At 59.6% G+C, this 21,817-nt stretch carries 16 protein-coding genes and 1 pseudogene; 12 read left to right on the top strand and 5 right to left on the bottom strand.

Translation table 11 applies throughout. From position 1 onward, the window contains the following. Positions 1 to 65 precede the first annotated feature (65 nt). The 6 genes and pseudogenes from BLU37_RS25270 (at position 66) to BLU37_RS30065 (ending at position 8,854) form a co-directional block, all read left to right on the top strand. Entirely contained in the window at positions 66 to 1,529 is a 1,464-nt protein-coding gene (locus tag BLU37_RS25270; RefSeq protein WP_090210019.1) for a DUF3375 domain-containing protein, read from the top strand. Then, the gene (locus BLU37_RS25265) at positions 1,513 to 2,226 is read left to right on the top strand and encodes a DUF4194 domain-containing protein (RefSeq protein WP_090210016.1); all 714 of its coding nucleotides are present in this window, start codon (positions 1,513 to 1,515) and stop codon (positions 2,224 to 2,226) included. The genes BLU37_RS25270 and BLU37_RS25265 overlap by 17 nt, the downstream gene beginning before the upstream one ends. Next, complete coding sequence (locus BLU37_RS25260; RefSeq protein WP_172833062.1) at positions 2,223 to 5,579, top strand: ATP-binding protein; 3,357 nt, start codon at positions 2,223 to 2,225, stop codon at positions 5,577 to 5,579. Before BLU37_RS25265 ends, BLU37_RS25260 begins: the two co-directional genes overlap by 4 nt. Further along, a complete protein-coding gene (locus tag BLU37_RS25255; RefSeq protein WP_090210014.1) occupies positions 5,554 to 6,741 on the top strand; it encodes a DUF3322 domain-containing protein in 1,188 nt (395 codons plus the stop codon). The genes BLU37_RS25260 and BLU37_RS25255 overlap by 26 nt, the downstream gene beginning before the upstream one ends. 418 nt (positions 6,742 to 7,159) lie before the next feature. After that, positions 7,160 to 7,996: pseudogene (locus BLU37_RS30070) on the top strand (MCP four helix bundle domain-containing protein); the annotation flags it as partial. Further along, positions 7,991 to 8,854: a methyl-accepting chemotaxis protein gene (locus tag BLU37_RS30065; RefSeq protein WP_408003688.1), complete on the top strand. Its 864-nt coding sequence runs from the start codon at positions 7,991 to 7,993 to the stop codon at positions 8,852 to 8,854. The pseudogene BLU37_RS30070 and the gene BLU37_RS30065, both read left to right, overlap by 6 nt. A gap of 183 nt (positions 8,855 to 9,037) precedes the next feature. Here the strand turns inward: BLU37_RS30065 and BLU37_RS25245 are convergent, their stop codons facing one another. Next, positions 9,038 to 9,283, bottom strand: coding sequence for a hypothetical protein (locus BLU37_RS25245; protein WP_232000402.1), 246 nt, complete (start codon positions 9,281 to 9,283; stop codon positions 9,038 to 9,040). Between the two features lie 369 nt (positions 9,284 to 9,652). Continuing rightward, complete coding sequence (locus BLU37_RS25240) at positions 9,653 to 10,144, bottom strand: MarR family winged helix-turn-helix transcriptional regulator (protein ID WP_010446613.1); 492 nt, start codon at positions 10,142 to 10,144, stop codon at positions 9,653 to 9,655. Between the two features lie 211 nt (positions 10,145 to 10,355). Here BLU37_RS25240 and BLU37_RS25235 point away from each other — a divergent pair, with 211 nt between their 5' ends. The 4 genes from BLU37_RS25235 (at position 10,356) to BLU37_RS25220 (ending at position 15,535) form a co-directional block, all read left to right on the top strand. Further along, positions 10,356 to 11,186, top strand: a complete 831-nt coding sequence (locus BLU37_RS25235; protein ID WP_010446612.1) for a p-hydroxycinnamoyl CoA hydratase/lyase — start codon at positions 10,356 to 10,358, stop codon at positions 11,184 to 11,186. Between the two features lie 108 nt (positions 11,187 to 11,294). Beyond that, positions 11,295 to 12,743: an aldehyde dehydrogenase gene (locus tag BLU37_RS25230; RefSeq protein WP_090210009.1), complete on the top strand. Its 1,449-nt coding sequence runs from the start codon at positions 11,295 to 11,297 to the stop codon at positions 12,741 to 12,743. A gap of 105 nt (positions 12,744 to 12,848) precedes the next feature. Then, positions 12,849 to 14,732, top strand: a complete 1,884-nt coding sequence (locus BLU37_RS25225; RefSeq protein WP_090210007.1) for a feruloyl-CoA synthase — start codon at positions 12,849 to 12,851, stop codon at positions 14,730 to 14,732. Between the two features lie 89 nt (positions 14,733 to 14,821). Further along, on the top strand, positions 14,822 to 15,535 hold the full coding sequence (locus tag BLU37_RS25220) for a GntR family transcriptional regulator (RefSeq protein ID WP_019361673.1): 714 nt from the start codon (positions 14,822 to 14,824) through the stop codon (positions 15,533 to 15,535). 6 nt (positions 15,536 to 15,541) lie between these two features. Here the strand turns inward: BLU37_RS25220 and BLU37_RS25215 are convergent, their stop codons facing one another. The 3 genes from BLU37_RS25215 to BLU37_RS25205 all read right to left on the bottom strand — a co-directional run bounded on the left by BLU37_RS25215 (position 15,542) and on the right by BLU37_RS25205 (position 19,211). Further along, positions 15,542 to 16,492 (bottom strand): PDR/VanB family oxidoreductase, encoded by a 951-nt coding sequence (locus BLU37_RS25215; protein WP_090210005.1) that lies wholly within the window; start codon positions 16,490 to 16,492, stop codon positions 15,542 to 15,544. A 29-nt stretch (positions 16,493 to 16,521) separates the two neighbouring features. Then, entirely contained in the window at positions 16,522 to 17,583 is a 1,062-nt protein-coding gene (locus tag BLU37_RS25210) for an aromatic ring-hydroxylating oxygenase subunit alpha (RefSeq protein WP_090210003.1), read from the bottom strand. 140 nt (positions 17,584 to 17,723) lie between these two features. Further along, the gene (locus BLU37_RS25205) at positions 17,724 to 19,211 is read right to left on the bottom strand and encodes an aldehyde dehydrogenase family protein (RefSeq protein ID WP_090210002.1); all 1,488 of its coding nucleotides are present in this window, start codon (positions 19,209 to 19,211) and stop codon (positions 17,724 to 17,726) included. Positions 19,212 to 19,472: 261 nt separating this feature from the next. Between BLU37_RS25205 and BLU37_RS25200 the strand changes: the two genes are divergently transcribed. Both BLU37_RS25200 and BLU37_RS25195 read left to right on the top strand, forming a co-directional pair. Beyond that, on the top strand, positions 19,473 to 20,642 hold the full coding sequence (locus tag BLU37_RS25200) for a p-hydroxyphenylacetate 3-hydroxylase oxygenase component (RefSeq protein ID WP_090210000.1): 1,170 nt from the start codon (positions 19,473 to 19,475) through the stop codon (positions 20,640 to 20,642). A gap of 56 nt (positions 20,643 to 20,698) precedes the next feature. Next, entirely contained in the window at positions 20,699 to 21,652 is a 954-nt protein-coding gene (locus tag BLU37_RS25195) for a p-hydroxyphenylacetate 3-hydroxylase reductase component (RefSeq protein ID WP_029379418.1), read from the top strand. Positions 21,653 to 21,817: the final 165 nt, after the last annotated feature.

The raw sequence follows: 21,817 nt of genomic DNA, 5'->3' as shown, positions 1-21,817 counted from the left end.
AGGCAGCAGACCAAGGAGGGTTATGTGGGAGAAATCAGTAGGTTTGAGGTAGTCGAGGGCGGGGTATGAAAGCGTTGCGTGGCGCTGCGACCCTTCGCAATCTTCGTGAACAGCCGCTCTGGCGTTTGCTTGCGGCGACGAAGGGGCCTGTCATGATTGCCTTGTTGCAGTCCCTGTTCTTGGACGCTGAAAAGGAACTTCCGAGCTCCGTGCTCCATGAGAGGCTTAGTCGAGACCTCGACGACTTGCGTGCAGCAGGAGAAGAGCTTCCGCAAACAGCACAGGCGTACGTTGCTGAATGGCTCAGTCAAGGATGGCTGACTCGCCGATTCCCTGTGGGGGCTTCTGAAGAAGAGTACGAACTGTCGGCCGACGCGTTGACAGCCCTTCGATTCGTCACCGGGCTGCTCAAACCAAGAACAACCGCGACGGAAAGCCGGCTGTCGGTTGTTATTTATCAGTTGTCGCGGTTGGCTGATGAGACCAATGTCAATCCTCAAGCACGGCTGGCTGCACTGCTCACTGAGCGCGCCCGTATCGATCGGGCTATCGAGGAGGTCGAACGCGATGGTGTAAATATCCTTGCGCCGGACCGAGCTTTGGAGCGTGCCCGTGAGGTCATTGCTTTGGCGCAGGAGCTTTCGGCGGACTTTCGAAGTGTACGTGACGAATTCGAGCGGCTGAACCGTGGCTTGCGACAGAGCTTAATGGAGAATGAAGGAAGCCGCGGTGATGTACTGGAACAGCTCTTTGCAGGTGTCGATCTCATTGGAGACAGTGACGCTGGACGAACTTTCAACGCTTTCTGGCGCTTGCTGACCGACAGCGAACAGGCGGCAACGCTACGAGAGTCGTTGGACGATGTGGCTGGTCGGCCTTTTGCGCGACAGTTGGAGTCGCAGGAGCGCAAATTCCTGCTGGGGCTGACCGGGACTCTGTTGAATGAAGGGCGGGGAGTACACGATGTTCTGCAGCACTTCGCGCGTAGTCTCAAAAGCTTCGTGCAAAGTCGGGAGTTCCTGGAGCATCGGCGTCTGCACAGCCTTTTGAAGGAGGCTACGCAGGCCGCGCTCAGCCTCAAGAACAGGGTTCGCCCCAATCAGGACGTTGGTTTCGAACTCATGCAGTCCAGCAGTCGTATTCGGTCGGTGTCCCAGTGGACCCTGTATGACCCTGCTGAGCGTGTGACCGATTCGTCCATGCCGGCAGCAGAACCCTCTGAGCTTGACCTCGAAACGGTGAGCGAACTGGTGCGCCAATCGGAAATCGACTTCCGTACGCTCAAGGCCCATCTTCGGGCCATTCTGGAGCAGCAATCGCAGGTCTCCATCGCTCAAGTTCTGAACGAATTCCCGGCTGAGCAAGGTTTGGGAAGTGTCGTCGGTTATGTCGCCCTCGGATCCAGACATGGGGAGGTGACTGGTGGAGTCGAAACGGTTTTCTGGCAGGGAAATGACGCGGTGCAGCGTCGCGCCAGGATTCCTGCCATCTATTTCATGAAGGAGCGTTATCTTGAACTTGTCGACTGAGCTAACGGACGAGCCGGTTGGAGAGGACCGCGTAGCTGATGTGCCTGGCGTCGATGCCGCAACGTTCAGAGGAGATACTGGCGAGCTTCCTATCGACACCCGGCGGGTACTTGTGCAACTGCTTCTGGGGCCATCGGTGGATGCTCGGCGCCAGTCCAGGCTATGGCCTGTGTTGCTTCGAGACGAAGCGGTCATCCGCTCGCGTATGCATGACCTCTTTCTTGAAGTCGTTATCGATCATGAGCAACGGGTGGCGTTCACGCGGCAGGTAGTGTCTGAAGACCTGGATATCCCGATCCTGTTGCGCAAAGCCTCGCTCACTTTCCTGGAGACAGCCTTGCTGCTCTTCCTGCGGCAGCGGCTGACACAGGCTGACGCGCAAGGTGAGCGGGCAGTCGTGTCGCTTGATGACATGAAAGAACATCTCTCGGTCTTTGAGAAAGAAAGCAACCCAGACCACGCCAAGTTTGGCCGGCAGATTGTCAATGCTGTCGATAAGGCGAAGAAACTGAGCTTGCTGCAATTCATCCGCGGTTCTGGCGAGCGTTTTGAAGTTTCGCCGACGCTCAAGCTTCTCTTCTCCGCAGAGGAGATTCAGGAGTTGACCCGTACTTACGCGACCTTGACCAGTCCGCAGGCCGGAGGGGTGATAAGCGAGGGGCCGGTTGAGGGTACTGAAGAGGAGGATACCCAGTGAGTCCTTTCGTTCAAGCTGATTTGCTCGGCGGCAGCGATGATCAGTTCCGTCTCACCCGAATCCAGACATTCAACTGGGGTACGTTCTCGAACGTGTTCGATTTCCCGATCCCCAGGGAGGGCTACTTGTTTGTTGGCCCCTCAGGTTCTGGAAAATCCACGGTACTGGACGCCCACGCTGCACTATTGACACCGCCGAAGTGGGTAGACTTCAACGTTGCTGCGCGTGAGGCGGAACGGAATGGCCGCGATCGAAGTGTCATGACTTATCTTCGAGGGGCCTGGGCGCAGCAGACGGGGGACTCTGGGGAGTATGTGTCACAGTATCTTCGTAGTGGCACGACATGGTCCGCCATTGCTGAAACATACCGCGATGAGTTGGGTCGGGTTGTTGTGCTTGCCCAGATCCTCTGGGTCAAGGGTAACTCCACCGTCTCCGGCGATGCCAGGCGGCTCTATCTGACGCTCGAGCGAGCGTTTGATGTGCAAGAGTTGGAGTTCTTTGCCAAGAACGAGTTTGATACCCGTCGCTTCAAATACGACTTGCCGGATGCCAAGGTACACACGGAGTTCAGTGCTTACCAGGAGCGTTTCAGACGGCTGCTGGGCATCGAGAACGAGCGCGCATTGCGCTTGCTGCACAAGACCCAATCGGCCAAGAACCTAGGGGATCTCAATGTGTTCTTGCGGGATTTCATGCTCGATGAGCCCGAAACCTTTGCTATTGCTTCGAGCCTGGTCAATGAGTTTGGAGAACTCAACGAGGCTCACCAGGAGGTTGTGGCCGCTCGAGAGCAAATCCAGACGCTGATGCCTGCTCGTGATGACCACATGGAGCTGGAACGGGGGAATGTCGAGCGTAATCGCTTGCAGACGCTGCAGACCGCTATCGACCAGTACCGTGAGCATCGACGCAAGTTGTTGATTGAGGAAAGGATTGCTGAGCTGGAGATTGACCAGGAGGTTTCAAGGCAGGAGTCCCTGTGTCTCGTGTCGATTGTGGAGAGCGAATCTCGGAAACTGATGGATTTTCAGCGTCAGAAGCTCAGTCTGGGCGCTGACGTTCTTGTTCGTCTTGAGGAAGACATCAAGGCGGCTGAAGCAGAGAAACCCTCTCGGATGGGGAAGCGCGACTTGGCCGCCGCAGCGTGCAACGCCATGGGCTGGGTTCTGCCCGACAGTTTGGCTTCGTTTGTTCAGCGGGTGGATGCTGCCAGGCAGTGGGTCCTGCAGGCTGGCGAATTGAAGACCGAAGTCGAGGGCCGCAAGGACGCTGCCAAGGAAGACCTGCGAAAGGCCAGCGAAGAGTTCAAGCAAATCGTTGCTGAGGTCGACGCGTTGGAGCGTCAGAAGTCGAACTTGCCTGCTCGGCTCGTCGACCTGAGAGAACGCATGGCTTATGACCTTGCCATCTCTGAGGAGAAACTTCCATTTGTTGGTGAATTGGTTGAAGTACGTTCGGAGGAAACGGCATGGCGCGGTGCTATTGAGCGCGTGTTGGGCGGTTTCGCTCGCGCGATTCTGGTGGAGGAAAAGCACTATCGCGCTGTTTCCACCTATTTGAATGAGCGCAATATCGGTGAGCGGTTGGTGTACTTCCGCACCATTGCTCACACACCGGGACGCTCTATCGGCCCGAACTCCCTGGTGCGCAAACTTAGCTTGGCTCCGGGGCACTTTGGAGATTGGGTTCGTGAGGAACTGAAGCACTCCTTCGATTTCGAGTGTGCCGACACGTTGCAAGCATTTCATGATGCAACCCGCGCAGTTACGCAGGCGGGGCAAGTCAAACACAGTACGATGCGGCACGAGAAGAACGACCGCCATTCGGTCAATGATCGCAAACAGTGGGTTCTGGGCTTCGACAACAAGGAAAAACTGGCGCTCTTCAAGGCGCAGGCTGCCGAGTTTGGCGGCCGCGTCAGCGAGCTGGGAGAAGCTCTGCGCAAGATCGGGGATGAAGAGGAGGTCCACCAGAGACAGATATTGCACTGCCAAAGCCTGTCGAACCTGACTTGGAACGATGTGGATGTGGGGGCACTGTTGGCGCGTATCGACGACCTCAGCACCCGGCTTGAGGCTGAGCGAGAGGCCCGACCCGACCTTGTTACGCTGGATGACAGCATCAGACAGCAGGAGAAGGTGCACGCTGAGGCCGCTCGTAGGAAAAACAGTGAGGATGGCAAGGGGCAGTCCATCGCTGGCGACATCAGCCGTTTGAGTACAAAGCTTGAGGAGCTTGCCCGCTTGTGGCCTACCTCGGACCGTCTGCCCGCATTGGCTGAGCAGATTACCCCTCGATACGAAACCACAGGAAAGAGCATCACCCTCGAGAACCTGGATCAGGTGACCTCGTTGGTCGAGCGGGGGCTGAATACGGAATTGCGTGAGCTGGAGGGGCGGCTGTCTGATCTTCGCAACGCCATCGTGCAGCGTTTTGTGGAGTTCAATCGCCTGTGGCCTGCAGTCGCTGCGGGGCTGGATGCGTCGCTGGCCAGCGCGGACGATTACCTGGCCAAGCTCAAGCGCCTGGAGGACGACAACCTGCCAGCGTTCGAGGACAGGTTCTTCAACCTGCTACGGGAGCAGAGTGACCAGAATCTCACGCTGCTGGCCACGAAGCTGGACGAAGAGCGTTCGGCGATCAGGGCTCGCATGGAACTGGTCAACGAGAGTTTGCGTACCGCGCCATTCAACCCGGGTACGCACCTTGTCATCGAAACGACCGATAAATCAATTGAGGATGTTCGCCTTTTTCGGGTGGATATGAAGGAATCGCTCAGCCACTCGTTCTCCAACGATCGTGACTTGGTCGAGGAACGTTTCAAGGCTCTGGCGAGGCTTGTGAAACGCTTGGCGAGTCAGGAGACCGCAGACAAGAACTGGAGGAGTTTGGTTCTCGACGTTCGGCAGCATGTTGAGTTTGTGGCCCGTGAACTCGATGATGATGATATCGAAGTTGAGGTTTATCGCAGCGGAGCAGGGAAATCCGGAGGCCAGCGTCAGAAGTTGGCGGCAACTTGCCTGGCCGCAGCATTGCGCTATCAACTTGGCGGTCAGGACCGGGCACTTCCTAGTTATTCCACTGTCGTGCTTGATGAAGCCTTCGATAAGGCCGATGCAGAGTTCACCGCGATGGCCATGAACATCTTCAAGACTTTTGGGTTCCAGATGATTGTGGCCACACCGCTGAAGTCCGTCATGACGCTGGAACCTTTCATTGGCGGTGCCTGTTTTGTGCACATCAAGGATCGCAAGAAGTCTGCGGTCATCCCTATCGAATATGACAGCGATTCTCATCGTCTGAAGTTGACCGAGGACGTGCGCAATGCCGAAGAAACTGCTGTCTCCTGACGCTGTACGCGAATTTCTGGTTCGCCGCTTCAACAACCAGCATCAGAGTTGGCTCATGGGCGGCGGAGTGTGGCCGTTGGTGGTTGCATTGGGTACCCCAACCGACAGGGACATTGCAGAAGATGTTCCTGCCGTTAGAGCCTGGGCCTCGGCATGGCAGTCGCGTACCGGCCTTGGAGAAGTCCTGTTTGAGGAACGCCAGTTCGCAAGGTTCGGTAGACATCGGCTACCCAGCAGCGTGAGCTTCGAGAGTGCTGCTGTCGTTGCGGTTGCAGTGGGTCAGTCCACGCGCTGGGAGTTGGCGAGCAGGCGCTATCAGCGGATGTTGAGTCGTTGGCCGGTTCTTATGCAAAGCAATGTGCTGGCATCTCGGTTTGATGTACTTGCGGACTATTCACCGGAAGACTTCGATCGTTTGGTCACCTTGCTAACATGGTTGGACGCTAATCCTGCTTCCGGCCTGTACCTGCGTCAACTCCCTGTAGAGGGGCTGGATACAAAGTGGTTGGAGAAACGCAAAGGACTGGTGACAGGGCTTCTTCGTGGGATACGTGTGATTGATGATGAGAGTGCCGATTTTCATGCGCTGGTTGGCTTGAAAAAGCCGGCCCATCGAGTTCGTATGCGTTTGCTCTGTCCTTCGTTACGCCAGCTCGTTGGGGGCTTATGCGATATTGAGGCCCCCGTCGGGGAACTTGCGGCACTGTCGATTTTGCCCAAGGTGGTTGTCATCGTCGAAAACCTTGAGACCGGATTGGCGCTTCCTGATGTTCCGAATACGGTCGTCATTATGCGCTTGGGCAATGCGGTGAGTGCTTTGGGAGCGCTGACGTGGTTGCAAGCAGCAGAAGTGGTGTACTGGGGAGATATTGATACGCACGGTTTCGCAATTTTGGACCGAGCGCGCAAGGTTGTTCCACAGATTCGGTCGGTGCTCATGGATGAAGAAACGCTTCTCAACCATCGGCCACTCTGGGTACAGGAGCCAGCGATGTGTGCCAATGTTGCCTTCGAAGAGCTGACTGTGGAAGAAAAGTCGGTCTATTGCAATCTGCGAGCTGGTATATGGGGCGATCGAGTACGCCTTGAGCAAGAACGGTTGGATTGGATCTCTTCGTTGAACACATTGACGAAGGCTCTCAACATCAGTTGTGTTTATTAAGCCTAGGCGCTGATCTTCAGTCAGCATCACGCCTGTGCACCTGCAAGGACTCCAGTTCTCATCCGGCGTCGCTCGTCAAATAATACAGCGATCTATTTTGAGGTCGCCAATGCTGCGATTCTGGAGCAGCAAGGTGTCATTTGTGCGGCTAGAAATAGTGAGACGGGCACCAAAAATCCCAATGACCCTCCGCAGGCCCTGACGGGCCTCTAACGCTTGCCGGCTGCAGATCATTTTCTTGCCGCGCTCGGCAGATGCCTGGGCCAGTAGATAGCATTGAGTCTATTCATCGTTACGAACGTGGCGCCAAGCGCCAGCATGCATCCGGTGTATAGCTCCTTACCTGCGATAGATGACGCCGCTCATCAAATAAAACAGCGCTCACCCTTCAGGCCACTCTGCCCAGGCCGATAGAGTGATGAAGCCCACACCACCGTGCGCTCACCGCTCATCTCTCTGTACAGGTTTTTCTATGAACTGGTTCTACGACGCCAAGCTATCGACCAAGCTTTATCTCGCCTTCGCCTTTTGCGCTTTCATCACGTTGGTGGTGGGTATTCTCGGCAGCGCGGGCATTGGCTCGTTGTCTTCCAGCCTGCAACTGGTGTTTTCCAACAACCTCTTGTCGGTCGCCAAAACCGCCGAGACGCGCTCCAGTGCAACAATGCAGAACCGTGAACTTTATCGCCTGCTGTCTGCAGCGGCCTCTGGCGCTACTGCGTCCGAACGCAGCCCCATCGTCGCGTCCATGAAGGAGAGCCGCGAGAAGAGCGAACGTGCCTTCGCCATCTACCGCGCCACACCATTGGCCGATGACGAGCGGGTTGCCTGTGATCGCATGGAGAAGAAATGGCCTGCCTATCAGGCACTCGTCGACCGCGTGGTGGCGACTATCGACGACGGTGATCTGTCTGGGGCCAGGCGCTTGCTGGCTGGGGATTTGAATGATGCGTTCCGCTCCATCAACGATGAACTGGGCATCATGATCGAGTCCAACAACCGTCAGATCGGTGAGGGCGCTGATGAGGCGCGTGCCACCGAAGCGGCCGCCAAACTCAATTTGTATATCGGTATTGGCCTGGCCTTTGCGGCGGCCATGCTGTTGGGCATGTTCATCAGTCGGGCAATCAGTGCGCCTATCGCAGTGGCGGTTCGTAACGCTCAGCGCATTGCCGGCGGCGATCTCACCCAAGCCATAGAAAGCCGCCGTCGCGACGAAGTGGGCCAACTGTTGACGGCCCTGGGGGACATGCAAGGTGGACTCAAAGGCACCATTCAACAGATCGCCAGCGCAGCGGATCAATTGTCTTCGGCCGCTGAAGAACTCAATGCCGTGACCGAGGAGAGCGGTCGTGGCCTGACCCGTCAGAATGATGAGATCCGGCTTGCCGCCACCGCAGTGACCGAGATGAGTGCCGCCGTCGAAGAAGTGGCGCGCAATGCCACCTCGACCTCCGAAGCGTCCAGGAACACCAGCACTGAGGCGGCCAGCGGTCGCGATCAGGCCCGCGAAGCGGTCAAGGCCATCACCAGTGTGAACAACGAAATTGGCCAGTCGACCGTCATCGTCGATGAGTTGGCCGGTAGCGTTCGCGATATCGCCAAGGTGCTCGATGTGATTCGAGGTATCGCCGAGCAGACCAACCTGCTGGCGCTCAATGCGGCCATCGAGGCGGCCAGGGCCGGGGAGCAGGGGCGTGGTTTTGCGGTGGTGGCCGACGAAGTACGGGCACTGGCTGCACGTACCCAAGCCTCTACCGGCGAGATTGAAGCGATGATCGCCAGCGTGCAGTCGCGCGCTGACGATGCGGTCAAGGCCATGGGCAACAGTCGATCCCTGGCCAGCAGCACCCAGGAGCTGGCGCAGGCCACGGGTGAATCCCTCGAACGGATCGCCCGGAGCATCGCCGAAATCAACGACCGTAATCTGCTGATCGCCACGGCCTCCGAAGAGCAGGCCAACGTTGCGCGGGAAGTTGACCGCAATCTGGTCAATATCCAGGACCTGTCCACCCAGACGGCTGCCGGTGCCAACCAGACCAGTGCCTCCAGCCAGGAGCTGTCGCGTCTGGCCATCTCGTTCAACAACCTGGTGACTACCTTCAAGCTGTAGACACCAGGCCTGGCGAAGACGCCAATGGCGTCTGAGTCGGCCCAACGCGGATCGAAGACTGCAACGCTGTCCATGGCAGGAAAGCCGGTTGGCAGATCGAGTCGAGGTAGTGCAGCAGCGGCTACGACACCGATATGTCGGCCGGGCTTGGGTCGCTGAAGTCAGCCAATAGGATTAATCATCCTATTGCTCGATTTTTTCGATCCTGCCGCCGCACTTCACGAACTTTTCGTCATAACCATCGCGGCAGTAGTTGTCCACCTTGGTCGGGCTCGGTGGCTGCGGGCAAGCATTAGGTATGTTGAAGGTATTGCCGTGCTCACACTGCTGCCTGCTGCGCTCCATGAACTCATGCAGGCTATTGAAACTATCCTGCTTCTCCCTGACTCGGGTTTCGCAAGCATTCACTTCTGCATCCAGCTTGTGCATACAGGCCAATCCTTCGGGCGTCTGGGGGTTGATGTAGTGATAGTGAGTGCAGGCAGTCAACAGCATCATCAGGGGCAGGGCAGCAAAACGTATAGGCATTGATTGGGTCCATCCAACGTTGAAGATGCTGTTTCGACGTTGTTTGGCCGCTTCGGTTCACCGCAGGCAGGGCGATCAGGTTGACGAACAGCAACCGAGTCGTGATGCCAAGGCCCATTGTTCTTGAGGGCCTTGGTGAAGAGGGCCTTGCGGCTGCGTCATCGCGCTGGAGGCCGGCAGTGATCCTGGTGTAAAGCCCGCCTGCGGCAAATCCTCTGTGTGATGGGCCTTTCGACGTGCTGACATCGGCGGTGCGTCGAGCCGTGCCGATCAGTCTTGATACACCTTCTTCAGCAGGCGCAGCAGTTCCTCACGCTCTTGGGCGTCCAGGGCCGCGGTGGCGTCGCGATCACTCTGGGTGGCAATTTCCTTGAGTTCCTTGAGCAAGGTTTCGCCGCTCTTGCTGAGAAAAATTCCATAGGAGCGTTTGTCCGGCTTGCAGCGCACGCGCACGGCGAGGGCGCGGCTTTCCAGCTTGTTCAGCAAGGGCACGACTTGCGGTGGCTCAATCGCCAGGGCCCGGGCCAGGTCGGCCTGCATCAGGCCGGGATGCTGCTCGATGATCGCCAGGGCCGAGAACTGCGCAGGGCGCAGGTCATGATCGGACAGTCGACCAATCAGGTTCTGGAACAGCTTGAGCTGGGCGCGCCGCATGGCGTAACCGATCAGGTCGTCCAGAGCCGAATCCATAGGCGTACGCTGCTCCGCTGCGATGTCGGGCAGGGCCTGGCTGGCGTCGGCGATGTCGGAGGGCTTGGCCATTGGCAGTGCAATCCTGAAAGTAGGTGGTTAAGAAAGGTATCTAGTTTGCCGAGATTGGCTCGCCATGGCTATGCCAGCGTTTAAACGCGCCCAAGCTGTTTGGTTTGTGTGTCTTGAAAAATTGGTTATTCAAATTAACTGTTAATTGACATAACTATTTTTGCGGTTTAATTTCGAGCCATCTCCAAACCAAAAACAAGAGCGCACCGCCATGAGCAATTACGAAGGCCGCTGGACCACCGTCAAGGTCGAGATCGAGGAAGGCATCGCCTGGGTCATTCTCAATCGCCCGGAAAAACGCAACGCCATGAGCCCGACCCTGAACCGGGAAATGATCGACGTGCTGGAAACCCTGGAGCAGGATCCTGCCGCAGGCGTGCTGGTATTGACCGGTGCCGGCGAGTCCTGGACTGCCGGTATGGATCTTCAGGAATACTTTCGCGAGGTGGATGCCGGGCCGGAAATCCTTCAGGAGAAAATCCGCCGCGAAGCCTCGCAGTGGCAATGGAAACTGCTGCGCATGTACGCCAAACCCACCATTGCCATGGTCAACGGCTGGTGCTTTGGCGGCGGCTTCAGCCCACTGGTGGCATGTGATCTGGCGATCTGCGCCGACGAAGCCACTTTCGGCCTCTCGGAAATCAACTGGGGCATCCCACCGGGTAACCTGGTGAGCAAGGCCATGGCCGACACCGTGGGCCATCGCCAATCGTTGTACTACATCATGACCGGCAAGACCTTTGGTGGACAGAAAGCCGCCGAAATGGGGCTGGTCAACGAGAGTGTGCCCTTGGCCCAACTGCGCCAGGTGACCACTGAACTGGCGCGCAACCTGCTGGAGAAAAACCCGGTGGTGCTGCGGGCAGCCAAGCATGGCTTCAAGCGTTGCCGCGAACTGACCTGGGAGCAGAACGAGGATTACCTCTACGCCAAGCTCGATCAGTCGCGTTTGCTCGACACCGAAGGCGGCCGCGAGCAGGGCATGAAGCAGTTCCTCGACGACAAGAGCATCAAGCCCGGCCTGCAGTCCTACAAGCGTTGAGGCTTGGCCGTGAGCAGTGGGCGCATCCCGCTGTTCCCTGGCCAGCCCTGGCGTTACTGTGACACCGCTGCAATGCATTCCCAATAAAGACAATAAAGAGGAATCACCATGCTGGACGTGCCCCTGTTGATCGGTGGCCAGTCGTGCCCCGCCCGCGACGGCCGAACGGTCGAGCGTCGCAACCCCGTGACCGGCGAGGTGGTCTCGCGCGCTGCCGCCGCGACCCTCGAAGATGCCGATGCGGCCGTGGCGGCGGCTCAGGCCGCGTTTCCTGGCTGGGCCGCGCTGGCGCCCAACGAGCGCCGCAGCCGATTGCTCAAGGCGGCCGAACACTTGCAGGCGCGCAGCGCCGAATTCATCGCCGCTGCCGGCGAGACCGGCGCCATGGCCAATTGGTATGGCTTCAACGTTCACCTGGCGGCCAACATCCTGCGCGAAGCGGCGTCGATGACCACTCAGATCACCGGTGAGGTGATTCCGTCCGATGTGCCGGGCAGTTTCGCCATGGCCTTGCGTCAGCCCTGTGGGGTGGTTCTGGGCATCGCGCCGTGGAACGCTCCGGTCATCCTCGCCACGCGGGCCATCGCCATGCCGTTGGCCTGCGGCAATACCGTGGTGCTCAAGGCCTCGGAGTCGAGCCCGGCAGTGCACCGCCTGATTGGTCAGGTATTGCAGGATGCCGGGCTTGGCGATGGCGTGGTCAATGTCATCAGCAATGCCCCGGCGGATGCCGCAGCCCTCGTTGAACGGCTGATCGCCAACCCTGCGGTACGGCGGGTCAACTTCACCGGCTCGACCCATGTCGGGCGGATTGTCGGCGAACTCTCGGCACGTCACCTCAAGCCGGCCTTGCTGGAGCTGGGCGGCAAGGCGCCGTTACTGGTGCTGGACGACGCGGACCTGGACGCGGCGGTCTCTGCGGCGGCCTTTGGCGCCTACTTCAACCAGGGGCAGATTTGCATGTCGACCGAGCGCCTGATTGTCGACAGCAAGATCGCGCCGGCGTTTATCACCAAGCTGGCGGCCAAGGTGGCAACCTTGCGGGCGGGTGATCCTGCATCGCCGGATTCCGTGCTCGGCTCGCTTGTGGACGTCAGTGCGGGCACACGTATCAAGGCCCTGATCGACGATGCCCTGGCCAAGGGCGCGCGCCTGGTGATCGGCGGCCAGCTCGAAGGCAGCATTCTGCAACCGACCCTGATCGATGGCGTCACCGAGGACATGCGCTTGTACCGTGAAGAGTCCTTCGGTCCGGTGGCGGTGTTGCTGCGCGGTGACGGTGATGAAGCCTTGTTGCGCCTGGCCAACGACTCGGAGTTCGGCCTGTCGGCGGCGATCTTCAGTCGCGATATAGGCCGGGCGCTGGCTCTGGCGCAACGTGTGGAGTCGGGCATCTGCCATATCAATGGCCCGACTGTGCATGACGAAGCGCAAATGCCCTTTGGTGGGGTCAAGTCCAGCGGTTACGGCAGTTTTGGCGGCAAGGCCTCGATTGAGCACTTCACGCAATTGCGCTGGGTGACCGTGCAGAGCGGACCACGGCATTACCCGATCTGAGCCGGCTGGCATACATCACAACAAGACGGCAGCCTCAGGCTGCCAGGTTGCGCCAGGTGTTGCCCCCAGGGCGGCCGTCGGCGTGGCTGGATGGAGGAGATCCCCGTGAGTTCCGAATTCAGAGCACAACCCCAGTCCGAACAGCAGGCACCGCGATACCGCGAGGTGTCCATCGGTCATGCGCCGGTGCAGGTCACTGAAGCACAGGGCGTGCTGCACATGCGCTCCCTGGAACCACTGGCCGAACTGCCTGCGCGTTTGCTCGATCGCCTGGTGCATTGGGCCCAGGTGCGTCCCGAACAGACGTTTATTGCCGAGCGCCAGGCCGACGGTGGCTGGCGCCGCGTCAGCTACGGGCAGATGCTCGACAGTGTGCGGGCGATCGCCCAGAGCCTGCTTGGCTATGGGCTGTCGGCGGATAAGCCGCTGGTGCTGCTGTCGGGCAACGACATCGAGCATCTGCAGGTCGCCTTTGGCGCCATGTACGCCGGCATTCCTTATTGCCCGGTATCGCCGGCGTATGCCTTGTTGTCCCAGGATTTTGCCAAGCTGCGGCATGTGTGTGACCTGCTGCAACCGGGGCTGGTGTTCGTCAACGATGCAGCAGCCTACCAGCGTGCAATCGACGCAGTATTGCCGGCCGAGACGCCGCTGATCAGTGTGCGCGGCGAGGTGCCCGGGCGTACCCGCGTCAGCTTCGCCAGCCTGCTGCAAACCCCGGGCGGCTCCGTAGCCGACCGGGCATTCGAGGCCACCGGCCCCGACAGCATTGCCAAATTTCTGTTCACCTCGGGGTCGACCCAATTGCCCAAGGCGGTCATCACCACCCAGCGGATGCTCTGCGCCAACCAGCAAATGCTCCTGCAGACGTTTCCGGTGTTCGGTGAGGAACCGCCGGTGCTGGTGGACTGGCTACCGTGGAACCACACCTTCGGCGGCAGCCACAACGTCGGCATCGTGCTCTACAACGGTGGCACCTTTTACCTGGACGCTGGCAAGCCCACGCCCCAGGGGTTTGCCGAGACCCTGCGCAACCTCAAGGACATTTCGCCCACGGCCTATCTGACGGTGCCCAGGGGCTGGGAAGAGTTGGTCAATGCCCTGGAGCAGGACGCCGAGTTGCGCGAGCGTTTTTTTGCCCGGATGAAGCTGTTTTTCTTCGCCGCTGCCGGCCTTTCGCAGAGTGTCTGGGACCGCCTCGACCGCGTCGCCGAACAGCACTGTGGCGAACGTATCCGCATGATGGCCGGGCTGGGCATGACCGAAGCGGCACCCTCCTGCACCTTCACCACCGGGCCGTTGTCCATGGCCGGTTATATCGGTTTGCCCGCACCGGGCTGTGAGGTGCGTCTGGTACCGGTCGACGGCAAGTTCGAAGCGCGTTTTCGTGGGCCGCACATCATGCCGGGCTACTGGCGGGCGCCTCGGCAAACCGCCGAGGTATTCGACGAGGAGGGATTCTACTGTTCAGGTGATGCGATCAAGCTCGTCGATCCGCATCAGCCGCAACTGGGGCTGATGTTCGATGGGCGCATTGCCGAGGACTTCAAGTTGTCCTCCGGGGTGTTTGTCAGCGTCGGTCCGATGCGCAATCGTGCGGTGCTTGAAGGTTCGCCTTACGTTCAGGACCTGGTGATTGCCGCACCGGATCGCGAATGCCTGGGGGCCCTGGTGTTCCCGAGACTTCACGAGTGTCGCCGCCTGGCGGGCTTGAGCGCGGACGCCAGCGATGCCGATGTGTTGCTCAGCGCGCCGGTACGCCAGTGGTTCGGCGACTGGTTGCAGCGACTCAACCGCGAAGCGACCGGCAGTGCCAGTCGTTTGGAATGGATTGTCCTGCTGGAGGAACCGGCGTCCATCGATCGAGGGGAAATTACCGACAAGGGGTCGATCAACCAGCGTGCGGTATTGCAGTGGCGTGCAGCCAGGGTCGAGGCGCTGTATCGCGGTGAAGACGCCACGATGCTGCGTGCACAGCCCAGGCCCTGATAGACGGGACATACGCCATGCGGGCGTTCGTCTGACGGGGGCGGACGCTTGCGGTACTATGGCGAATCACGTTTCTGGAAGTTGCCTGGATGAGTAAGCCCGGTCAATTGGTGCTGGTGGCACTGCGTAAAATGATCGCCAGCGGTGAGCTGGCGGCAGGCGAGCGGCTGATGGAGATTCCCACGGCGCAGTTGTTCGGCGTGTCGCGCATGCCGGTGCGCATGGCGTTCCGTACGCTGCAGCAGGAAGGGCTGTTGGTGCCTTCTGGCGGGCGTGGGTATCAGGTGCGCTCGGTCAGCGCGGATGAGATTGCCGGGGCTCTCGAAGTACGTGGCGTGCTGGAGGGCCTGGCTGCGCGTCAAACCGCCGAGCGGGGGTTGTCCGATGAGGCGCGTGCGACGCTTGAGCGCTGCCTGGTCGAGGGCGATCAGCTGTTCGAAAAGGGTTATGTGACCGAGGACGACCTTGAGCTCTATCACGACCTGAACATGCGGTTTCACCGCGTCATCATTGAGGGCAGCCACAACCCGGCGATCGCCGATGCGCTGGCCCGCAACGATCACCTGCCGTTCGCCTCAGTGACCGCACTGGCGGTGGATCGCGAGGACATGGTCCGTGAATACCGGCGCTTCAGTTTTGCCCACATGCAGCATCACTCGGCCTTTGATGCCCTGGTCAATCGCCAGGGCGCGCGGGCCGAAGCGATCATGCGCGAGCACGCCAACGCCACCTTGCGTTATGCCGAGATCTTCAGTTCAGCCACGGCCAGCGCCCGGATGAAGGTTATTTTGCCCACGCTGTGAGGCCTGTCAGAGGTCCAGCACCAGCAGTGGGGTTTTCGCGCGTGAGCAGCAGGGTGTGAACTGGTCGTTGAGGGCCTGTTCCTGCTCGGTGAGGAACAGGTCGCGGTGTTCCGGTATCCCTTCCAGCACACGGGTCAGGCAAGTGCCGCAAATCCCTTGCTCGCACGACACGGCGATCTCGATACCGTGGCTTTCCAGGACCTGGACCACCGTTTTGTCGGCGGGTATTTCGAAGACCTGACCGCTGCTGTTGAGCTTCACCGAAAAGCCCCCATCCAGGTTGCTGTCCACCGGCGCCGCCGAGAAATACTCGCGATGCAGGCAGTCCTCCTGCCAACCCAGGGCGCGAGCGCTATCGAGCACATGTTGCATGAAGCCGCCCGGACCGCAGACATACAGGTGCACGTTGTCGTCGGGACCTGCCAGCACCTGGGCGGTATTCAATACCGTATGGGGCTGCTCATCGAAATGCAGGAACACCCGCTTGGCAAAGGGGGACGTCTTGAGACGCTGCACGAACGCCGCGCGCTCTTCGGTACGGGCGCAATAATGCAATTCGAAATCGGCACCGTCCTGCGCCAGGCGCTCGGCCATGCACAGGATCGGGGTAATACCGATGCCGCCGGCAAACAGCAGGCTGCGCCGGGCCTGGGGGGCCAGGGGGAACAGGTTGCGCGGTTCGCTGATCGTCAAGCGGGTACCCGGGTGAATCTGGGCATGCAGGCTGTGGGAACCACCGCGAGAGGCGGGGTCCTTGAGTACGCCGATCAGGTAACGATGCCGTTCTTGCGGGTGATTGCACAGGGAGTATTGCCGAATCAGCCCATCCGGCAGGTGCACGTCGATGTGCGCGCCGGCACTGAAGGCCGGTAGCGGGCTGCCATCGACGCTGGCCAGTTCATAGCTGCAAATGTCCTGGGCTTCGTTGTTGCGCGATACCACCACCACGTCGATCATGTTCAGTCCTCGCAGAGTTGTCGCGCTGTTCAGGCGTTGGTCGTGCCATTGGCTTGCACTTCGAGGCCGCGTTCCCGGGCAATCAGTCGCTCCAGAACCTTGCGTGACTGTACGCCGCCGGCATCGATATTGAGCTTGAGCAGGTTGCGCGTCGGGTGGGCCAGCAGGTTCTGTTGTTGGCGCTCCAGCATCTCCAGGTCTTCACTGAAAATTTTCCCCTGGCCTTCGCGAATGCTCTCGGTCAGGGCCTGGTCGTGGGGATTGAAGCTGCGCGCCATGCCCCAGAAATACCAGATCGACGTCTCGGTCTGCGGGGTGATGAAGTCAACCACGATGCTCGCCGCCTTGTGCTCGGGGGCTGCGTGGTAGCCGCCTTTGCCGGCATGGGCCACGCCGACTTCGATCAGCACATGGCTGGGCGGCGTGAAGCGGCAGATCTGCCAGCGGTCCACCGGTACGTCATCGGCCAGATGATTGCCGCGCAGGGCCATGCGCCAGAACGGTGGGGCCATGATGTTTTCCATGTACCGCGCAGTCACCACTTCGTCGCCATCGACCGTGGTCACGGGCGGTGCCTCGTCGATTTCCTTCTGGCCGATGCTGGAGGCGTGGACGTAGGTTTCGTGGGTCAGGTCCATCAGGTTGTCGATCATCAGGCGGTAATCGCACTGGATTTCAAACAGGCCGCCGCCATAGGCCCACTGGTCGCTCACGGCCCACTCCAGATGAGGGATCAGTGCCGGGTCGGCCAGGGCCTGATCCCCTGGCCAGACCCAGATAAAGCCGTAGCGCTCCACGGCGGCAAAAGTCTTGTTGCAGGGAAAGCCCCGTACCCGCTGGCCAGGCATGGCCACGGTCTTGCCGTCGCCCCCCATGACCAGACCGTGATAGCCGCAGACCAGGTTGCCGTTTTCGACATAACCCAGCGACAGAGGCGCACCGCGGTGAGGGCAGAAGTCCTCGACAGCCATCACTGCACCTTCCTGGCCAAGGTAAAACACCATCTTTTCACCGCAGATCTGCCGGCCCAGCGGCTTTTGCGCGATTTCATCGGGGGTGCAGGCAACATACCAAGTGTTCTTGGGGTACATGACGACTCTCCAGGCAACGGTTTATTGTTATTTATTGGATCCATTAGGTTGGAGATTTAGTAGAGAGTCAATCTTTAAATGGCTATATTTTGGGCGATTATCGGGCGATTCTTATTTTTTGGATCCATTTTGAGAGTTTATTAGTAACGAATCATCACCGATTTCAGCTCGGTGTAATCGTCAATGAAAGCGCTACCGAACTCGCGGCCCACCCCGGAGGATTTACTGCCGCCAAACGGCACCGCTGGATCCAACAGGGTGTGCATGTTCACCCACACCGTTCCGGCTTCGATGGCCGGCACCATGCGCAGGGCTTTGCCCAGGTCGTTGGTCCAGAGGCTGGCGCTCAAGCCATACGGCGTGCTGTTCATCAGCGACAAGAGTTCTTCTTCGGTGTCGTAGGGGAGGAACGTGGCGATCGGGCCGAAGGTCTCTTCGTTGAGCAAGGTGTCGTGGACGGTGTTGGCGAGGATGATTGTCGGTTCGACGTAACAGCCCGGGCGGTCGATCAGGTTGCCACCGTGAACGATCGTGTTGTTTTCAGCGCGGGCCTTGGCAAAAAATTCTCCGAGCTTGAGCTGATGCTGGCGGTTGGTGACCGGGCCGAATTCGGTGCGTTCGTCCAGGGGCGAGCCGATGTTCAGCCCGCTCAAGCGTTGGGCCAGCTTGGCCATGACGGCCTCGATCTGCGAGCGATGAACAAAGAAACGCTCGGCCGCGGCGCAGATTTGTCCCGAGTGCAGGAAGCCGGCTTCGATAATGCCGTTGACGGCCTTGTCCAGGTCCACATCGGGCAGGAAGCCGGCGGCGTTTTTCCCGCCCAGTTCAAGGGTCGCCCGGGTCAGCCCGGCGCCCATGGCACTCTGGCCCACGGCAATGCCGGTCGGCACCGAGCCGGTAAACGACACCTTGTTGGTGCCCGGGTGTTCGATCAGGCCTTTGCCCACCAGGCCGCCACCGGTCAATACGTTCAATGCGCCGGCGGGAAGGCCGGCCTCAACCGCCAGTTCGGCAATGCGCAGGATGGTCAGCGGCGTGAATTCACTGGGTTTGATGATGATGCTGCAACCGGTTACCAGCGCCGAGGCGAGTTTCCACAGGGCGATCATCGTCGAGAAATTCCACGGCACGATGCCGACCACCACTCCGATCGGCTCGCGCAGGGTGAACGCGGTGTAGCGTTCGCCCGCGAAGGAGGGCAGTGAGGGGGTGATGGTCTGCCCGCTGATCTTGCTCGCCCAGCCGGCGTAGTAACGCAGGAAGTGGGCGGCCTGGTCGACTTCAAAGGCACGGGAAATCTGGATGATCTTGCCGGACTGGCAGGTTTCGATCTGCGCCAGTTCTTCGCGGTGTTGTTCCAGCAGCTCAGCCAGTTTGAATAGCACGTTGCCGCGTGTCGCGGGTGTTACCTGGGACCACTGTTTGAAGCCGCGGCGAGCCGACGCCACGGCGGTATCGATGTCGGCCGAGTCCGCATCGGCGACGTGGGCGATAACCTGTCCGGTGGCCGGGTTGATCACCTCCAGCGTTCGGTTGGCGTGGCTCTGCACGTAGCCACCGTCGATGAACAGGGCATGGTGGCGGCTGAGAAAGGCTTCGACTTGAGGCAGCAGGGCAATATCGCTCATGAGGGATTCCTGATCGCGAACAAAGAAAAAACCAAGGTTAATCCGCAGGGGCTGAGCGGGCTTGACTGTGGCTGCCGGGCGTTATGTCTGTGACTGCCAGCGCCGTTGAGAAACGGCTGGGTCCGGCCTTTGAAAAGTACAATCTTGGCTCTGGAAGGTGCATTCACCGCCCGGAGAGCGCGCTCCATACTGGCCCTGCATCCGGCACCACGGCTCGATATCGAGCGTGGTCTGGATATCCAATAATAAGCAGGGCCATCCATGAAAAAGCCAAATCCGCTTCTCGAAGACCTCAAGTCCATTCTGCCGACGATTGCTGCCAATGCCTTTCTGGCCGAGCAGGAGCGCAAGGTGCCTGACGAGAATATCGCGCTACTCAAGAGCATCGGCCTGCATCGGGCCTTTCAGCCGAAAGCGTTCGGTGGGATGGAATTGTCACTGCCACAGTTTGCCGACTGCATCGCCTTGCTCGCAGGGGCCTGTGCCAGTACCGCCTGGGCCATGAGTCTGCTGTGTACCCACAGCCATCAACTGGCGCTGTTCTCGGCCAAACTGCAGCAGGAAGTCTGGGGCACGAATCCGAATGCCACGGCCAGCAGCAGCATTGCCCCCTTTGGGCGCACCGAGGAAGTTGAAGGTGGCGTGCTGTTCAGTGGTGAGATGGGCTGGAGCAGTGGTTGTGACCATGCCGAATGGGCGATTGTCGGTTTCCGTCGCCACAATGCCCAAGGCTCTCAGGATTACTGCTTTGCGGTGCTGCCGCGCAGTGACTATCAGATCCGTGATGACTGGTTTGCCGCCGGCATGAAAGGCAGTGGTACCAAGACCTTGATCATCGACCAGGCATGGGTGCCAGAGCATCGTATTCAAAAGGCCAAGGACATGATGGAGGGCAAGTCCGCAGGCTTTGGGCTCTACCCGGACAGCAAGGTTTTCTACTCGCCGTACCGTCCCTATTTTGCCAGTGGCTTTTCCACCGTGAGCCTGGGCGTCGCCGAACGGATGCTCGAAGTCTTTCGCGAAAAGACCAAAACCCGAGTGCGGGCCTACACCGGTGCGGCCGTCGGTGCGGCAACCCCGGCGCTGATGCGGCTGGCCGAGTCGACGCACCAGGTAGCCGCCGCGCGTGCCTTTCTGGAGAAGACCTGGGTGGAACACGCGGAACACAGTGAGCAGCAGCGTTATCCAAGCCGCGAAACCCTGGCGTTCTGGCGCACCAACCAGGCTTACGCGACCAGGATGTGCATTCAGGCAGTGGACCGTCTGTTCGAGGCCGCCGGCGGCAACGCCTGGTTCGAACACAATGAAATGCAGCGCTTGTTCCGCGATGCACACATGACCGGCGCCCATGCCTATACCGACTACGACGTCTGCGCGCAGATCCTCGGCCGTGAGCTGATGGGCCTGGAGCCCGATCCGAGCATGATTTGAACCCGCTTTCGATAACAACAATCAGGACGGCATCTGAAGCCGTCCGGGAGTCTTGCATGTCTGATAACAGCGCTTGCGTCGCGATTGAGTCAACCTTCGATCCTCGAAGCTTTCGTCGGGCCCTGGGCAACTTTGCCACGGGAGTGACGGTGGTGACCGCCGCCGACGCCGCCGGTCGCCAGGTCGGTGTGACCGCCAACAGCTTTAACTCGGTGTCCCTGGATCCACCGCTGGTGTTGTGGAGTCTCGATAAGCGCTCCAGCAGTTTTGAGGTGTTCGAGCAGGCCAGCCATTTTGCGGTCAACGTACTGGCGGCCGATCAGATCGACCTGTCGAATAATTTTGCCCGGCCTCGGGACGATCGCTTCGCCGGGATCGAGTACGAGTCGGGGGCAGGGGGAGCGCCGGTGTTCGCCGATTGTTCGGCGTGTTTTCATTGCGAGAACTATCAACGGGTGGACGGTGGTGATCACTGGATCATGATCGGCAAGGTCGTCGCCTTCGATGATTTCGGTCGTTCGCCGTTGCTCTACCACCAGGGGGCCTACTCCATGGTGTTGCCCCACACCCGCATGACCCGACGTGACGAAAGCCAACCGCCGAGCAGCCATTTTCAGGGCCGTCTGAGCCACAACCTGTACTACCTGATGACCCAGGCGGTGCGCGCCTACCAATCAGGCTATCAGCCACGGCAATTGTCCACCGGCCTGCGCACCAACGAGGCGCGGATGTTGATGGTGCTGGAGAACGACGCCCGGCTGAGCCCTGGCGAGCTGTTGCGCGAGGTGGCGATGCCGATACGGGAAATCGATGAGGCCGTGGCCAACCTCAAGCGCAAGGGACTGGTGAACGATGATGACGGTGTGCGACTGACGCCTGCCGGTATAGAACAGACCGAAGACCTCTGGGCGATTGCCCAGGCGCAGCAGGAGAAGGTCTTCGCCGAGTTCAGCCAAGCGCAGATCGACACGTTCAAGACCGTGTTGAGGCACCTGATCAGCCACTGCTGATCCTCGAAAATCCGATGTCGGCCAGGACATCGGATTTTTTTGCATCACGTTCCTGGCTCGAGGTGTTTTTGTCGTTGGCAGCCTGGCACAAGCGGCTATGCAGTCTGGGACAAGCAATCATTGGTCGTTTGCGATCAGATCCAGTCTTGCGACTCGACGAGCGTA

This window comes from Pseudomonas asplenii, from assembly GCF_900105475.1.
Classification (GTDB): Bacteria; Pseudomonadota; Gammaproteobacteria; order Pseudomonadales; family Pseudomonadaceae; genus Aquipseudomonas; species Aquipseudomonas asplenii.
Note: the sequence above shows the minus strand (reverse complement) of the source record. Positions and strands in the feature narration are given on the sequence as shown.

Excerpts from the sequence above, each read along its gene's own strand:
- BLU37_RS25200 (WP_090210000.1), top strand. The coding sequence starts at position 19,473 with ATGAAAAAGCCAAATCCGCTTCTCGAAGACCTCAAGTCCATTCTGCCG.
- BLU37_RS25270 (WP_090210019.1), top strand. The coding sequence starts at position 66 with ATGAAAGCGTTGCGTGGCGCTGCGACCCTTCGCAATCTTCGTGAACAG.
- BLU37_RS25210 (WP_090210003.1), bottom strand. The coding sequence starts at position 17,583 with ATGTACCCCAAGAACACTTGGTATGTTGCCTGCACCCCCGATGAAATC.
- BLU37_RS25205 (WP_090210002.1), bottom strand. The coding sequence starts at position 19,211 with ATGAGCGATATTGCCCTGCTGCCTCAAGTCGAAGCCTTTCTCAGCCGC.
- BLU37_RS25215 (WP_090210005.1), bottom strand. The coding sequence starts at position 16,492 with ATGATCGACGTGGTGGTGGTATCGCGCAACAACGAAGCCCAGGACATT.
- BLU37_RS25240 (WP_010446613.1), bottom strand. The coding sequence starts at position 10,144 with ATGGCCAAGCCCTCCGACATCGCCGACGCCAGCCAGGCCCTGCCCGAC.
- BLU37_RS25245 (WP_232000402.1), bottom strand. The coding sequence starts at position 9,283 with ATGCACAAGCTGGATGCAGAAGTGAATGCTTGCGAAACCCGAGTCAGG.
- BLU37_RS25230 (WP_090210009.1), top strand. The coding sequence starts at position 11,295 with ATGCTGGACGTGCCCCTGTTGATCGGTGGCCAGTCGTGCCCCGCCCGC.
- BLU37_RS25235 (WP_010446612.1), top strand. The coding sequence starts at position 10,356 with ATGAGCAATTACGAAGGCCGCTGGACCACCGTCAAGGTCGAGATCGAG.
- BLU37_RS25195 (WP_029379418.1), top strand. The coding sequence starts at position 20,699 with ATGTCTGATAACAGCGCTTGCGTCGCGATTGAGTCAACCTTCGATCCT.
- BLU37_RS25255 (WP_090210014.1), top strand. The coding sequence starts at position 5,554 with ATGCCGAAGAAACTGCTGTCTCCTGACGCTGTACGCGAATTTCTGGTT.
- BLU37_RS30065 (WP_408003688.1), top strand. The coding sequence starts at position 7,991 with ATGCAAGGTGGACTCAAAGGCACCATTCAACAGATCGCCAGCGCAGCG.
- BLU37_RS25220 (WP_019361673.1), top strand. The coding sequence starts at position 14,822 with ATGAGTAAGCCCGGTCAATTGGTGCTGGTGGCACTGCGTAAAATGATC.